Origin of the sequence: Bacillus sp. AFS023182, from assembly GCF_002560575.1 — a bacterium.
Taxonomy (GTDB): Bacteria; Bacillota; Bacilli; order Bacillales; family Bacillaceae_G; genus Bacillus_A; species Bacillus_A arachidis.
Genome location: NZ_NTRO01000001.1, coordinates 115,579 through 128,105, shown reverse-complemented (window position 1 = coordinate 128,105; position 12,527 = coordinate 115,579). Strand labels below are relative to the sequence as shown.

The following is a 12,527-nucleotide window of genomic DNA, read 5'->3' as shown; positions in this document are numbered from 1 at the left end:
CCTCTACCTCCTCCATTTTTATTGTAAAATGAGATAGGATTTGATTTAATAGATTGTTAAATGGTCTGTATAAAACATATAGACATGAATAAAAGATTTATTTGATTTTTTTATGGAGGTATACCCAAGTCTGGCTGAAGGGATCGGTCTTGAAAACCGACAGGCGGTGAGAATCGCGCGGGGGTTCGAATCCCTCTACCTCCTCCATTAAAAAAAAGAATATGATATCGTCGCGGGGTGGAGCAGTCTGGTAGCTCGTCGGGCTCATAACCCGAAGGTCGCAGGTTCAAATCCTGTCCCCGCAACCAAATGGTCCCGTGGTGTAGTGGTTAACATGCCTGCCTGTCACGCAGGAGATCGCCGGTTCGACCCCGGTCGGGACCGCCATTTACATAAAGGCTCGGTAGCTCAGTCGGTAGAGCAGAGGACTGAAAATCCTCGTGTCGGCGGTTCGATTCCGTCCCGAGCCATCTTTTTTTTTTTTGGAAAGCCGGCTTAGCTCAATTGGTAGAGCAACTGACTTGTAATCAGTAGGTTGGGGGTTCAAGTCCTCTAGCCGGCACCACTTAGGGGCATAGTTTAAAGGTAGAACAGAGGTCTCCAAAACCTCCGGTGTGGGTTCAATTCCTACTGCCCCTGTAGAAAATATGGGCCTATAGCTCAGCTGGTTAGAGCGCACGCCTGATAAGCGTGAGGTCGATGGTTCGAGTCCATTTAGGCCCACCATATTCCGCAGTAGCTCAGTGGTAGAGCTATCGGCTGTTAACCGATCGGTCGTAGGTTCGAGTCCTACCTGCGGAGCCATGGCCCGTTGGTCAAGTGGTTAAGACACCGCCCTTTCACGGCGGTAACACGGGTTCGAATCCCGTACGGGTCATACAAAAGAGTCAGCAATTAGCTGGCTCTTTTTTCTTGTGAAAAACATCATGTGAGAATTCTGTTCTTTTCTAATATACGATATCATCAATCTAAAATTCCTCTATTTATTATGAAATAAATAAAGGGAATTTGGAAAAGCTATAGTATGTATAAAAAGGAGGGAATAGAGCTACATGACAACAGTTAGAGAATTTATGAGTACTGATATTGTACAATGTACACCACTAGATAATGTATATGAAGCTGCTGTGAAAATGAAAGAAGAAGACATTGGAATGATTCCAGTTGTAGAGAACAATCAAGTGGTTGGTCTTGTCACTGATCGTGATTTAGTTGTTCGTGGAATTGCTGAGAAACATCCTGGTTCTAATAAAATTACAAATATCATGACTACAGGAATCGTGTCCGTTTCTCCTGATGACTCTATTGAAAAGGCTACGGAGTTGATGGCGCAGCATCAAATTAGAAGGCTACCTGTAGTTGAGAATGGCGAGCTTGTTGGGATGTTAGCACTAGGTGATTTAGCAATAGCAGAAAAAGCTGATGATCAGGCAGGGGTAGCTTTAAGTGAGATTTCTGAGCATAAAGAATAAAGTGTAGGTGTGGGTTGAAATACAGTATATTTAGATGCTAGGGAATAGGTAAAATCGGATACGTTTTATTAATAATACGAATAAGACTATATTGTTATTAAAACGTATCCAACATGTTATTCATAGATATATACACTTAACGGAGTATATTTAAATAATGACAAATGTTACGTCCATTTAAAATTTGGTTAATGATGTTCGTTACTAATTTTTGTTATGTTAAAAAATGATATAATAATAAATATAAGTTTCATAAGGGTTTTTGAATATATTAATATATATAGCATTATGATTATCTAGTAAGTCATCGAAAATTTCATATATAAATAGAAATGGAGGGGAAATGATATGAGGGATGTACAGAGCAACCCCAATTGGAATTTGGTTACAGATGTCTATGTGGAACCAAATAATTTTGCGGATTTATTTTCTTTACTTGTACCAAATCATCCAAAAGGCGAAGGAAAAGAGCGGACAATTTTAGCCTGGAAAGAAAAAGAATTTTATAAACAAGAAAACCTGATTCCGTTTATCTTATATGGAATGGATAAAGTGAAGGACTTACCACAGTTTCATAAGGATGAAATACCAACTCTAGTTCGTATTGTTCATTTATGTCAGAAAATTGGTTGGTATAAAGAAGCTTATACATTTATGATGAATCATAAATTAGATGAATTCGTACATACATCTATGGAATACGAAGTGTGGGACATTTTAACACAGGTTGTGGCGTGGAACTACTTAATTGTAAAGTATCGAATCGGCGAATTAGAAAATGAAGATGTAATGATATGGGAAAGAATTAAATTTAATGAAGAATGTACTGAAAAATGTGAAAAGCTATTGTCTCATAAGGAAGTAATGGAACTTACATTTTTTTGTGTTTGCAAACAGGCAAAATTATTGTCCAAAGAAGAATTAGATCAAGAAATGATGAATTTAGCAATATACTGTAATACATATGTTTATGACTTATACATATATGATTTATTAAAAAAGTATCGTAAGTGTACGGATTTTTTAACATATTATGGGCCAAGTCGTGCTGTTGTTGCATGCCAAAGGGCAGTAATTGCCCAGATTTCTGATCGTCTTAATCCGCTAAAGACCACACATGTGGATGACTATCTTTATGTAATGAAGGAAATGATGGAGTACATGTCATTTGAGTTTATGAATCAATACGAGCATTTCATTGGAAAACTATTATCATACGTACCATTTTTTGAAATGATTCAAGTTCCGCAACATGCATATTATTGTGAAGAGTTGATGTATGTTTGTAAGGGAATTGAATATAAAGAAGAAATCTTGCGAAATTATATATTTATACAATTACATGATTGTTTACCGTCATTTATTAAACAATTTCTAAAAAATAAGCGTTATGCAACGATTCACGATATTTTATTTTACTGGTGCGATGATGAACAACGAATGGGTTTAGAGAAGAAGTATAATTTAAATTTTATTTATGAACGATATGCGTGTGGATAAAGAAACGTTTTTCAAGATAATGAATATATGAAAAAGGGATCTCACTTCAAAGTGAGATCCCTTTTTCAGTCGTAAATGTAGAAGGATGTTCTAAACTTCTTGTTGTTTTTTACGGTAATCAGGAGTGTAAATATATTGGGAAATAATAAGTAGCACTGCGATAAAAAATACAGGGAATATCGCAGCAATATGAAAACCACTATAAATAATATTTGTTATTAAACCGCCGATAATAATAAATGCAGTATATATATGAGAAATTTGTTTCTTTAGTCGGATTTTGAAGGCTTCCATCAAAGATTCGATAGCAACAAACAAGATAACAATACTCAAAAAAACAATGTTAGTATTGTAAATTACTAAACAACAGATTAAACCCAGAAAAGCCAAATACTCAATTACTAAAGGGATATTACGTGGCATATAATATTACCGAACTAAATAATGCAGTGGATTTACTGCGTTTGTTTTTTCAAAATTCCATTCATCATTATGTAATTCAAAATGGAGATGCTGTTCAAATGAGTGGCTTGTATTTCCCATATGTCTTAATAATTGTCTGGTCTGAATTTGATCACCAATTTGTACGGAACGGTTTTTCATATGAGCGTAAACGGTTGTATATAGCTTAGTAGATTTAGTAAATGAAATATTTGTTGCTTTTATGGAGTTAGAATTATTTCTTGTATTCATTTTATTATTAGAATAGGGTATTTTTGAATTGAGTTTTATATATTGAGTGTTTTTTGTAGGCAATTGCTGAGATGCTACAGTGCGTGTCTCTACTTGATTTATGGATGGAAGTAGAGATGTGACTGCGACAGTAGTTGCCGTTAAAGCTGTAGCTTTCTGTTTCATCTAATATTAGCCCCCCATAGATGTATTAATATATTTTTTATTATAGTATAAAGATATAATACTTTGTGCATTATTCACATAACTGTAATATGAAACAAGAAAAAATAACCGTTTTTTAATGGAATCGAAATATACTACAAGAATAACAGATAAATAACTATTAGAATATGGATAAAGAGATAGTTGCTATTTTCTGAATCAATATATAAATGTGAATTAAAAAACGAAAGGGAAGTTTTTTAGGTATGGGAGAAAATCTGCTCATACATAGAGGCAGTCAGCGCTTTTTTTTGCCTTATGCCAAGTTAAAATAGAAAGAGAAAATGAGAGTAGGTCTTCTTTTGTTTTCATAGCAGCAACGTATATGTTGAAAAATCGTTTTGTAATTATTATAGGCCGATGGGAATTCATACCTGTATAAATATTTATGTTTCATATTTTACATAAATGGAACGTAGAGCCTTGATGTAAAGATTAGACCGCTAATCATGAATGAGATTGTAATAAATGAAAACAGTTGCTGATGACCCATGACAGTGTTATACTGACTATGGTAATTTCATATTGTGCTAGGAGAGCTGGTGTTGCCAGCTGAGAGTAAGACCGTAAGTCTTTGATCCTTTAATCACCTGATCTAGATTATGCTAGCGTAGGGAAGCAACTTGGACATTGACAACAAGTCCCCGTTTCTTTGCGTAAAGAAACGGGGCTTTTTTATTTAACAATTTAATAGTAGAAACCACTAGGGGTGCTTTATGTGCTGAGAGAGGAATAATCCTTAACCCTTACGGACCTGATCTAGGTAATACTAGCGAAGGGAAGTGGAACGACGGATAAATGTATCTTTATTTGCTGTAACCACTTCTTATATAGGAGTGGTTTTTTATTTGGATAAATAGATGTAAAGGAAGGGGAAATATAAATGAAGTTTTGTGAGAGATTATTTGAGACTGTGCAGCCTGTTTGGGAGAAAAGTCATAATCACCCATTTGTAACGGGAATGGGGGACGGTACGTTAGAAAAAGATAAATTCCAATATTACATCATACAAGATTATTTATATTTGCTAGATTATGCAAAACTATATGCGATTGGCGTTGTGAAAGCAAATAATCCACAAGTTATGGCAAAGTTTGCAGAACAAATAGATGGCATATTAAATGGGGAAATGACGATTCATAAACAGTATGCAAAACGTCTTGGTATTTCCATTCAAGAGATGGAAGAAGCAAAGCCGTCTGCTAAAAATTTAGCGTATACAAACTATATGATGTCAGTATCTCAAAATGGTACGCTTGCGGAGTTAATTGCGGCGCTTCTTCCATGTATGTGGAGCTATTGGGAAATTGGAAAACGTTTAAATGATATTCAGGGAGCAAGAGATCACGAATTTTTCGGTGAATGGATTCAAGGATATAGCTCAAAAGAGTATGGAAGTCTTTGCACGTGGCTAATAGATTTGTTAAATGAACTAGCTGAAGGAAAGTCTGAACAAGAGTTAGCTCGATTAGAAGAAATTTTCTTATATTCCAGCCGATTTGAGTATTTATTCTGGGATATGGCGTACCGTAAGGAGATGTGGGGTTTTGAGGAGCAAGAGCATACTACGGTTTCATAATGTCTCTTTTCATTATGATGAAAAGCCAATTATAAAGGGCCTAGATGCATCTGTACAAGAAAAAGAGTTTGTTAGCATCATTGGACCGAGTGGCTGTGGCAAAAGTACATTATTTCGTTTAATTACAGGTTTAGAAGATGCGGGGGCTGGAACCATTCAACTGACAGAAACAACGAGTCATCCTGTAGGATATATGCCACAAAAAGATATGCTTCTGCCGTGGAGGACGATTATTGAAAATGCGGCATTGCCATTAGAGTGTCAAGGGATAAAGAAAAAAGAAGCGCATCTTAAGGCAAGCGAACTGTTAGAACAATTTGGTTTACAAGGATACGAGAACAAATATCCGAAAGATTTATCAGGTGGTATGCGGCAGCGAGTATCCTTTATTCGAACTTTATTAACAGGCGGGGACATTTTATTGTTAGATGAACCTTTTAGCGCATTAGATGCATTAACGAAAGCAACGTTGCAAGAATGGTTGTTTGAACAATGGAAACAGTGGCAAAAAACCATTTTATTTATTACACACGATGTAGAGGAAGCGCTGTTTCTTTCCAATCGGATTTTTGTTGTGACAGAGCAGCCTATTACAACTTTAACAGAGCGTATCGTTCCTCTTGAAATTGATCGCTCAAGAAAAGATTTGCATAAACCTGAAATATTAGCTTTAAAAGATGAATTGCTTAATATGCTACAGAGGCAGGTGCTCGTATGAAACGTGTGATGGAGTTATTACCTGCACTGATTTTGAGTAGCATACTGCTCGTAGCCTGGGAAGTGGGAGCTAGAATTGTAGATGAGATGTATATTCTACCATCGCCAACTGCAATTCTAGCTAAACTATGGGCGCTGCGTGACATATTATTCACTGTTCATTTGCCAGCGACTTTATATGTAGTTTTAATCGGAGTTGTTATTTCCGTCGTACTGGGTGTTGGCTTAGCGATGTTAATGAATGCTAGTACATGGGTGGAAAGAGCGTTTTATCCGTTGCTAGTTGCCTCACAAACAATTCCAATTACAGCATTAGCACCGTTATTTGTTTTATGGTTTGGATATTCAATTTGGAGCAAGGTAGTTGTTACGGTTTTGATTACATTTTTCCCGATTGCGGTAAATACGTATGATGGATTGCGCAGCACGAAAAAGGAGTGGGAGGAGCTTTTAGTAACATATGGTGCAACGAAAAAAGACATTTTTCTAAAGTTAAAGTTGCCATCTGCACTTCCGTACTTTTTCTCTGCTTTAAAAATTGCTGTTCCGCTTAGTGTAATTGGAGCGGCAATTGGTGAATGGCTTGGGGCACAAGCTGGTTTAGGATACTTTAGTAAACGAATGATGACGCAGTTAGATGGAGCTGGTGTGTTTGCACCGATTGTACTTTTATCATTACTAGCCATTTTATTTGTATTACTTGTTTCTATATTAGAAAAGAAATTCATTAGTTGGAGGAAACATTCATGAAATTATTTAAACGCATCTTTGTGTTTACATTATTAGTTGCAATGATTGCAGGATGTTCTAGTAATTCAGCATCAGAGAAGAAAAAGACTGAGAAAGAAGTAACGGTTATGCTCGATTGGTATCCAAATGCAGTGCATAGTTTTATTTATGCGGCGATTGAAAAGGGATACTTTAAAGAAGAAGGAGTAAAGGTGAATATTAAATTTCCTTCTAACCCAACAGATCCATTAACATTAGCAGCAGCAGGAAAAGTAACAGTCGGTTTATATTATCAACCAGATGTTGTTATGGCAAAAGCAAATGAACAAATTCCAGTGAAATCAATTGGAGCTGTGGTTCGCTCACCATTAAATCATGTTGTATCGCTAAAATCGGCGGGAATCAATTCACCAAAAGATTTAGAAGGTAAAACAGTTGGTTATTCTGGAACACCTTTAAGTGAAGCATATTTAAAAACGATGATAAAAGAAGCTGGTGGTAATCCTGATACTGTAAAAGTAGTAGATGTCGGATTTGATTTAGTACCAGCGCTAATTACGAAAAAAGTAGATGCTGTTACTGGAGCTTATATTAACCATGAAGTTCCTGTTATGCGTCATCAAGGCCATGAACCAGCGTACTTCAACCCAGCTGAATATGGCGTGCCAAATTATCATGAGCTTGTTTTTGTAACAGGTGACAAAACATTGAAAAAAGATAAAGAAGCATTGCAAGCATTTTTACGTGGTGCGAAAAAAGGATATGACTTCATGAAGAAAAATCCAGATGAAGCACTGGGTATTTTATTAGATCATCAAGAAAAAGAAAATTTCCCACTTGTACCAGAAGTTGAAAAAGAAAGCATGAAAATTTTATTAGAGAAAATGGAAACGAAAGATGAGCCATTTTTATCAGATACGAAAGAATCATGGGAACAGCAAAATAAATGGCTGAAAGAAAAAGGAATGACAAAAGAAATCGTTCCTGCCAATGAATTATTTGAAAACATTTTAAAGTAGGCGAGTGAATATGACAGACGAACTCCATGTTATCTCAAATGGTCAGATGACATTCGAAGAGTTAGCGAATGCAGCGATGCAAATTGAGAGTGAGATTGATTATTTGCATATTCGTGAGCGGGAAAAAAATACGAAAGAGTTATATGAGGGTGTGGAAAGTCTTTTAAAAAGAGGCTTTCCCGCATCTAAACTTGTGATGAATGATCGAATTGATATTGCGATTCTATTACACATCCCTCGCGTACAATTGGGATATCGAAGTGCTGATGTTAGGTTAGTTAAGGAGAGATTTTCTTATTTGCATGTTGGTTATTCTGTGCATTCTTTAGAAGAAGCGATAACAGCTTTCAAAAACGGTGCAGATTCCCTTGTGTATGGTCATGTATTTCCAACAGATTGTAAGAAGGGTGTTCCGGCAAGGGGGCTAGAAGAAATTTCAGATATGGCAAGGCGATTAACGATACCGATTACAGCTATCGGAGGGATCACACCAAAAAATACAGTAGAAGTACTTAGAACTGGTGTGAGTGGTATTGCTGTTATGTCTGGGATTGTAAGCGATCGTAATCCATATGAGAAAGCAAGATTGTATAAGGAAACAATAAGAAAGTGGGCGGAAAATCATGAGTAAGAAGTATGATGTAGCCATTATTGGCGGTGGTGTAATGGGTAGTTCAGTTGCACATTTTCTAGCAGAAAGAGGATACCAAGTTGCAATTATTGAGAAACAAAGGATTGCGTCTGAAGCTTCTAAGGCAGCGGCAGGTTTACTTGGTGTACAGGCGGAATGGGATGCGTACGATCCGCTATTTGAGCTTGCTAGAAAAAGCCGTGCAATATTTCCGCAACTTGCTAAAGCTTTACGTGAAAAAACGGGTATTGATATTGGATATGAAGAGAAAGGGATATACCGTATTGCCCAAAATGAAGATGAGAAGACAAGAATACTAGATATTATGAACTGGCAACAGAAAACAGGTGAAGAATCATATTTTCTGACAGGAGATGAACTGCATGAAAAAGAGCCCTTTCTCTCTTCATCGATCACCTGCGCTGTATATTATCCAAAAGACGGTCATGTTATTGCACCGGAACTTACAAAGGCGTTTGCACACTCTGCAGCCATTTCTAGTGCTGATATATATGAAGAAACAGAAGTATTTGATATCAAAATAGAAAACAACCGAGTAGAAGGAATCATTACGAATGAAGGTATGATTGCATGTGAAAAGGTAGTAATTGCCGGTGGTTCATGGAGTACAAAACTTCTTCATCACTTTGATAAAGAGTGGGGGACATATCCTGTAAAAGGAGAAGTTGTTGCTGTAAAGAGCCGTAAACCATTGTTGCAATCTCCTATTTTCCAAGAGCGATTTTATATCGCGCCAAAACGTGGTGGACGCTATGTAATTGGAGCAACGATGAAGCCCCATACGTTTAATAAGTCTGTGCGACCAGAAAGTATTACTTCGATATTAGAACGTGCTTATACCATCTTGCCGGCTTTGAAAGAAGCCGAATGGGAAAGTGCATGGGCGGGATTACGCCCGCAATCTAATCATGAGGTTCCTTATATGGGGGCGCATGAAGAAATAAAGGGATTATATGCTTGTACTGGTCATTACCGAAATGGAATTTTATTAAGTCCTGTTTCTGGTCAATATATGGCAGATTTAATAGAAGGAAAGCAAGGGAATCACTTGCTAGACTCATTGCTTTCTAAAACGGTTTAGAAAGGGGATGGAAGTTTGAATTTAAAAATTAATGGTAAGCAAGTAGAGGTGCCAGAAAGTATTAAGACGGTAGCAGAATTGCTTACGCATTTAGGATTAGATACAAAGATTGTTGTAGTAGAACGCAATACAGATATTTTAACAAAAGAAGATCATCAAAGTGCATCTGTTTTTGATGGAGACCAAATTGAGATTGTAACTTTCGTAGGAGGCGGTTGATTATGTTAAACATTGGACCATTTACATTCAATTCTAGACTTTTATTAGGAACAGGGAAATTTTCTGATTATGATGTGCAAAGAAAAGCAATTGAAGTATCAGAGGCAGAGATTTTAACATTTGCGGTACGTCGTATGGATATATTTGATGCACAGCAACCCAATTTATTAGAAAAAATTGATGTGAAAAAGTATACATTACTTCCAAATACAGCAGGGGCAAAAAATGCTGAGGAAGCAGTTCGGATTGCGAAATTAGCAAAAGCTTCAGGGCTCTGTGACATGGTAAAAGTAGAGGTGATTGGTGATGATAGAACGTTATTACCAGATCCAGTGGAGACTTTAAAAGCATCTGAAATGTTGTTAGAAGAAGGATTTATTGTTCTTCCTTATACATCTGATGATGTTGTATTAGCACGTAAATTACAAGAACTTGGCGTTCATGCGATTATGCCTGGTGCATCACCAATTGGTTCAGGACTTGGAATTGTAAATCCATTAAACTTAAGTTTTATTATTGAACAAGCAAAAGTACCGGTTATTGTGGATGCTGGTGTAGGGAGCCCAGCTGATGCAGCATTTGCGATGGAATTAGGAGCGGATGGCGTGCTATTAAATACAGCTGTATCTGGCGCGAAAGATCCTATTAAAATGGCAGAAGCAATGAAGCTAGGTATTCATGCAGGACGTTTAGGGTTTGAAGCAGGACGTATTGCACGTAAACGTTGCGCAACAGCAAGTAGCCCGTTAGAAGGAATGAGCGTAGTTGAATAATCGATATTCTCGCCAAGAGTTATTTTCTCCAATTGGAGAAAAAGGGCAACAGAAGATAGGAGAAAAACATGTATTAATTATCGGCGCGGGAGCACTTGGTAGTGCGAACGCAGAGATGCTTGTAAGGGCTGGTGTTGGCCATGTGACGATTGTGGATCGCGATTATATTGATTGGAGCAATTTACAACGTCAGCAGCTGTATTGTGAGGAGGATGTGAAAAATAATCTTCCGAAGGCTATAGCAGCACAAAGGCGCTTGCAAGAGATTAATAGCAATGTAACTGTAGAAGCTTTTGTTCAAGATGTAACAGCAGCAGAATTAGAAGAACTTGTTGCAAATGTCGATGTAATGATTGATGCGACTGATAATTTTGAAACACGTTTTATTGTTAATGATATATCGCAAAAATATTCTATTCCATGGATTTATGGAGCGTGTGTAGGAAGTTATGGCCTTTCTTATACGATTTTACCAGGAAAAACGCCATGTCTATCTTGTTTACTACAATCTATTCCGCTTGGCGGAGCAACATGTGATACAGTAGGTATCATTTCACCTGCTGTATCTCTCGTTGTTTCTCATCAAGTTACAGAAACTCTGAAAATTTTAGTAGAGGATTATGAATCGCTTCGGGATGGGCTTGTATCGTTTGATGTATGGAAAAACGAATATTCATGTATGAAGGTGCAAAAACTTCGAAAACATAATTGTCCATCATGTAGTAAGGAAGCGCTCTATCCATATTTAAATAAAGAGAATACATCGAAAACTGCAGTTTTATGTGGGAGAAATACGGTTCAAATTAGACCGCCTTATAAAGAACAACTAGATTTTGAGCGATATAAAGAGCTATTACGTGATCGCGTAGCAGATTTAATGGTGAATCCATATTTATTGTCATTTTCAGTTGAAGGGAAGAGACTGGTTGCGTTTCAAGACGGCCGTGTTCTCGTACATGGAACGAAAGATATGGTAGAAGCAAAAACAATTTATCATTGTTATTTTGGATAGAAAAAGGGTGAGTGAGATGAAAGTGAATAAAGCATTAACAATTGCTGGATCTGATAGTGGCGGCGGTGCTGGGATTCAAGCAGATTTAAAAACATTTCAGGAGCTTGGTGTATATGGAATGACAGTGATTACTGCTATTACAGCTCAAAACACGCTCGGCGTGCAAGGGGTATATCCGGTTGCAACCGAAGGGATCCGAGAGCAATTAAATTCAATTGGTGCAGATTTAACACCAGATGCTGTTAAGCTTGGTATGCTATTTAGTAGTGAAATTATCAAAGTTGTTGCAGAAAATATTAAAAAGTTTGGCTGGAATAATATTGTACTAGATCCTGTGATGATTGCAAAAGGTGGAGCATCATTGTTACAACAGGAAGCTGTGCAAGCATTAAAGGAATATTTATTGCCCATTGCTACAGTTGTTACTCCGAATGTGCCGGAAGCAGAGGTATTAACAGAGATGGAAATTCACAACACTCAAGACAGTAAAGAAGCTGCAAAAGAATTGCATAGACTAGGTGCGAAATATGTTCTTATGAAAGGCGGGCATGCGGATTATCAAGGTAGCGAAGTGATTGATTTATTATTTGATGGTGAGCGGTTTATTGAATTTAAAAGCGAACGAATTGATTCTAAACAAACACATGGTAGCGGTTGTACATTTGCATCTGCTGTGACGGCAGGGCTTGCAAAAGGATATACAATGGAAGAAGCAGTATGGGAAGCGAAACAATTTATTAGTATAGCAATTGAAGAGCGATTAAATATTGGAAGCGGTCATGGACCAACGAATCACTTTGCATATAAACGTCAAGAAACTCATGCATAAACATTCGAAATTTGATGAGGAAGCCAGTTGTATAACTGGCTTTTTTTA

Annotated in this window: 13 protein-coding genes, 9 tRNA genes, 1 pseudogene and 2 riboswitches; of the genes and pseudogenes, 21 read left to right on the top strand and 2 right to left on the bottom strand. The window is 37.0% G+C overall.

What is annotated here, in order from left to right; all coding sequences use genetic code 11:
- Window positions 1-114: 114 nt before the first annotated feature.
- From CN288_RS00715 to CN288_RS00665, 11 genes are all read left to right on the top strand, one after another.
- Window positions 115-207 (top strand) — tRNA-Ser (locus tag CN288_RS00715).
- Window positions 208-231: 24 nt separating this feature from the next.
- Window positions 232-308, top strand: a tRNA-Met gene (locus CN288_RS00710).
- A 3-nt stretch (window positions 309-311) separates the two neighbouring features.
- Window positions 312-387: transfer RNA gene (locus CN288_RS00705), tRNA-Asp, on the top strand.
- 10 nt (window positions 388-397) lie between these two features.
- Window positions 398-470 (top strand) — tRNA-Phe (locus tag CN288_RS00700).
- A gap of 19 nt (window positions 471-489) precedes the next feature.
- Window positions 490-565 (top strand) — tRNA-Thr (locus CN288_RS00695).
- A 3-nt stretch (window positions 566-568) separates the two neighbouring features.
- Window positions 569-639: transfer RNA gene (locus CN288_RS00690), tRNA-Trp, on the top strand.
- A gap of 10 nt (window positions 640-649) precedes the next feature.
- A tRNA-Ile gene (locus CN288_RS00685) sits at window positions 650-726 on the top strand.
- A gap of 3 nt (window positions 727-729) precedes the next feature.
- A tRNA-Asn gene (locus CN288_RS00680) sits at window positions 730-804 on the top strand.
- Window position 805: 1 nt separating this feature from the next.
- A tRNA-Glu gene (locus CN288_RS00675) sits at window positions 806-877 on the top strand.
- A gap of 175 nt (window positions 878-1,052) precedes the next feature.
- Window positions 1,053-1,472 carry a CBS domain-containing protein gene (locus CN288_RS00670; protein WP_098301684.1) on the top strand — a complete coding sequence of 140 codons (420 nt, stop codon included), beginning with the start codon at window positions 1,053-1,055 and terminating at the stop codon, window positions 1,470-1,472.
- A 348-nt stretch (window positions 1,473-1,820) separates the two neighbouring features.
- On the top strand, window positions 1,821-2,972 hold the full coding sequence (locus tag CN288_RS00665; protein WP_098301683.1) for a DUF3965 domain-containing protein: 1,152 nt from the start codon (window positions 1,821-1,823) through the stop codon (window positions 2,970-2,972).
- A 90-nt stretch (window positions 2,973-3,062) separates the two neighbouring features.
- Here CN288_RS00665 and CN288_RS00660 read toward each other — a convergent pair whose 3' ends face one another.
- Both CN288_RS00660 and CN288_RS29345 read right to left on the bottom strand, forming a co-directional pair.
- The gene (locus CN288_RS00660; protein WP_026592845.1) at window positions 3,063-3,395 is read right to left on the bottom strand and encodes a hypothetical protein; all 333 of its coding nucleotides are present in this window, start codon (window positions 3,393-3,395) and stop codon (window positions 3,063-3,065) included.
- 6 nt (window positions 3,396-3,401) lie between these two features.
- Window positions 3,402-3,602: pseudogene (locus tag CN288_RS29345) on the bottom strand (M23 family metallopeptidase); the annotation flags it as partial.
- A gap of 789 nt (window positions 3,603-4,391) precedes the next feature.
- A riboswitch (TPP riboswitch) is annotated at window positions 4,392-4,503 on the top strand.
- 61 nt (window positions 4,504-4,564) lie between these two features.
- A riboswitch (TPP riboswitch) is annotated at window positions 4,565-4,667 on the top strand.
- 85 nt (window positions 4,668-4,752) lie between these two features.
- Here CN288_RS29345 and tenA point away from each other — a divergent pair.
- From tenA to thiD, 10 genes are read left to right on the top strand one after another with little or no spacing between them, the layout of a single operon-like run.
- Window positions 4,753-5,448, top strand: coding sequence for a thiaminase II (gene tenA, locus CN288_RS00650; protein ID WP_026592843.1), 696 nt, complete (start codon window positions 4,753-4,755; stop codon window positions 5,446-5,448).
- A complete protein-coding gene (locus CN288_RS00645; RefSeq protein ID WP_026592842.1) occupies window positions 5,417-6,166 on the top strand; it encodes an ABC transporter ATP-binding protein in 750 nt (249 codons plus the stop codon). Before tenA ends, CN288_RS00645 begins: the two co-directional genes overlap by 32 nt.
- Window positions 6,163-6,915, top strand: a complete 753-nt coding sequence (locus CN288_RS00640) for an ABC transporter permease (RefSeq protein WP_026592841.1) — start codon at window positions 6,163-6,165, stop codon at window positions 6,913-6,915. Before CN288_RS00645 ends, CN288_RS00640 begins: the two co-directional genes overlap by 4 nt.
- A complete protein-coding gene (locus tag CN288_RS00635) occupies window positions 6,912-7,913 on the top strand; it encodes an ABC transporter substrate-binding protein (RefSeq protein WP_026592840.1) in 1,002 nt (333 codons plus the stop codon). Before CN288_RS00640 ends, CN288_RS00635 begins: the two co-directional genes overlap by 4 nt.
- A 10-nt stretch (window positions 7,914-7,923) precedes the next feature.
- Window positions 7,924-8,544 (top strand): thiazole tautomerase TenI, encoded by a 621-nt coding sequence (gene tenI, locus CN288_RS00630; protein WP_026592839.1) that lies wholly within the window; start codon window positions 7,924-7,926, stop codon window positions 8,542-8,544.
- Window positions 8,537-9,646 carry a glycine oxidase ThiO gene (thiO, locus tag CN288_RS00625; protein ID WP_098301681.1) on the top strand — a complete coding sequence of 370 codons (1,110 nt, stop codon included), beginning with the start codon at window positions 8,537-8,539 and terminating at the stop codon, window positions 9,644-9,646. Before tenI ends, thiO begins: the two co-directional genes overlap by 8 nt.
- Window positions 9,647-9,661: 15 nt before the next feature.
- The gene (gene thiS / locus CN288_RS00620; RefSeq protein ID WP_026592837.1) at window positions 9,662-9,865 is read left to right on the top strand and encodes a sulfur carrier protein ThiS; all 204 of its coding nucleotides are present in this window, start codon (window positions 9,662-9,664) and stop codon (window positions 9,863-9,865) included.
- Window positions 9,866-9,867: 2 nt separating this feature from the next.
- A complete protein-coding gene (locus CN288_RS00615; RefSeq protein WP_026592836.1) occupies window positions 9,868-10,638 on the top strand; it encodes a thiazole synthase in 771 nt (256 codons plus the stop codon).
- Window positions 10,631-11,650: a thiazole biosynthesis adenylyltransferase ThiF gene (locus CN288_RS00610; protein WP_098301680.1), complete on the top strand. Its 1,020-nt coding sequence runs from the start codon at window positions 10,631-10,633 to the stop codon at window positions 11,648-11,650. The genes CN288_RS00615 and CN288_RS00610 overlap by 8 nt, the downstream gene beginning before the upstream one ends.
- 16 nt (window positions 11,651-11,666) lie before the next feature.
- Window positions 11,667-12,479, top strand: coding sequence for a bifunctional hydroxymethylpyrimidine kinase/phosphomethylpyrimidine kinase (gene thiD / locus CN288_RS00605; protein WP_098301679.1), 813 nt, complete (start codon window positions 11,667-11,669; stop codon window positions 12,477-12,479).
- Window positions 12,480-12,527: the final 48 nt, after the last annotated feature.

Coding starts and splice junctions, on each gene's coding strand:
- CN288_RS00670 (WP_098301684.1), top strand. CDS start 1,053: ATGACAACAGTTAGAGAATTTATGAGTACTGATATTGTACAATGTACA.
- CN288_RS00665 (WP_098301683.1), top strand. CDS start 1,821: ATGAGGGATGTACAGAGCAACCCCAATTGGAATTTGGTTACAGATGTC.
- CN288_RS00660 (WP_026592845.1), bottom strand. CDS start 3,395: ATGCCACGTAATATCCCTTTAGTAATTGAGTATTTGGCTTTTCTGGGT.
- tenA (WP_026592843.1), top strand. CDS start 4,753: ATGAAGTTTTGTGAGAGATTATTTGAGACTGTGCAGCCTGTTTGGGAG.
- CN288_RS00640 (WP_026592841.1), top strand. CDS start 6,163: ATGAAACGTGTGATGGAGTTATTACCTGCACTGATTTTGAGTAGCATA.
- CN288_RS00635 (WP_026592840.1), top strand. CDS start 6,912: ATGAAATTATTTAAACGCATCTTTGTGTTTACATTATTAGTTGCAATG.
- tenI (WP_026592839.1), top strand. CDS start 7,924: ATGACAGACGAACTCCATGTTATCTCAAATGGTCAGATGACATTCGAA.
- thiO (WP_098301681.1), top strand. CDS start 8,537: ATGAGTAAGAAGTATGATGTAGCCATTATTGGCGGTGGTGTAATGGGT.
- CN288_RS00615 (WP_026592836.1), top strand. CDS start 9,868: ATGTTAAACATTGGACCATTTACATTCAATTCTAGACTTTTATTAGGA.
- thiD (WP_098301679.1), top strand. CDS start 11,667: ATGAAAGTGAATAAAGCATTAACAATTGCTGGATCTGATAGTGGCGGC.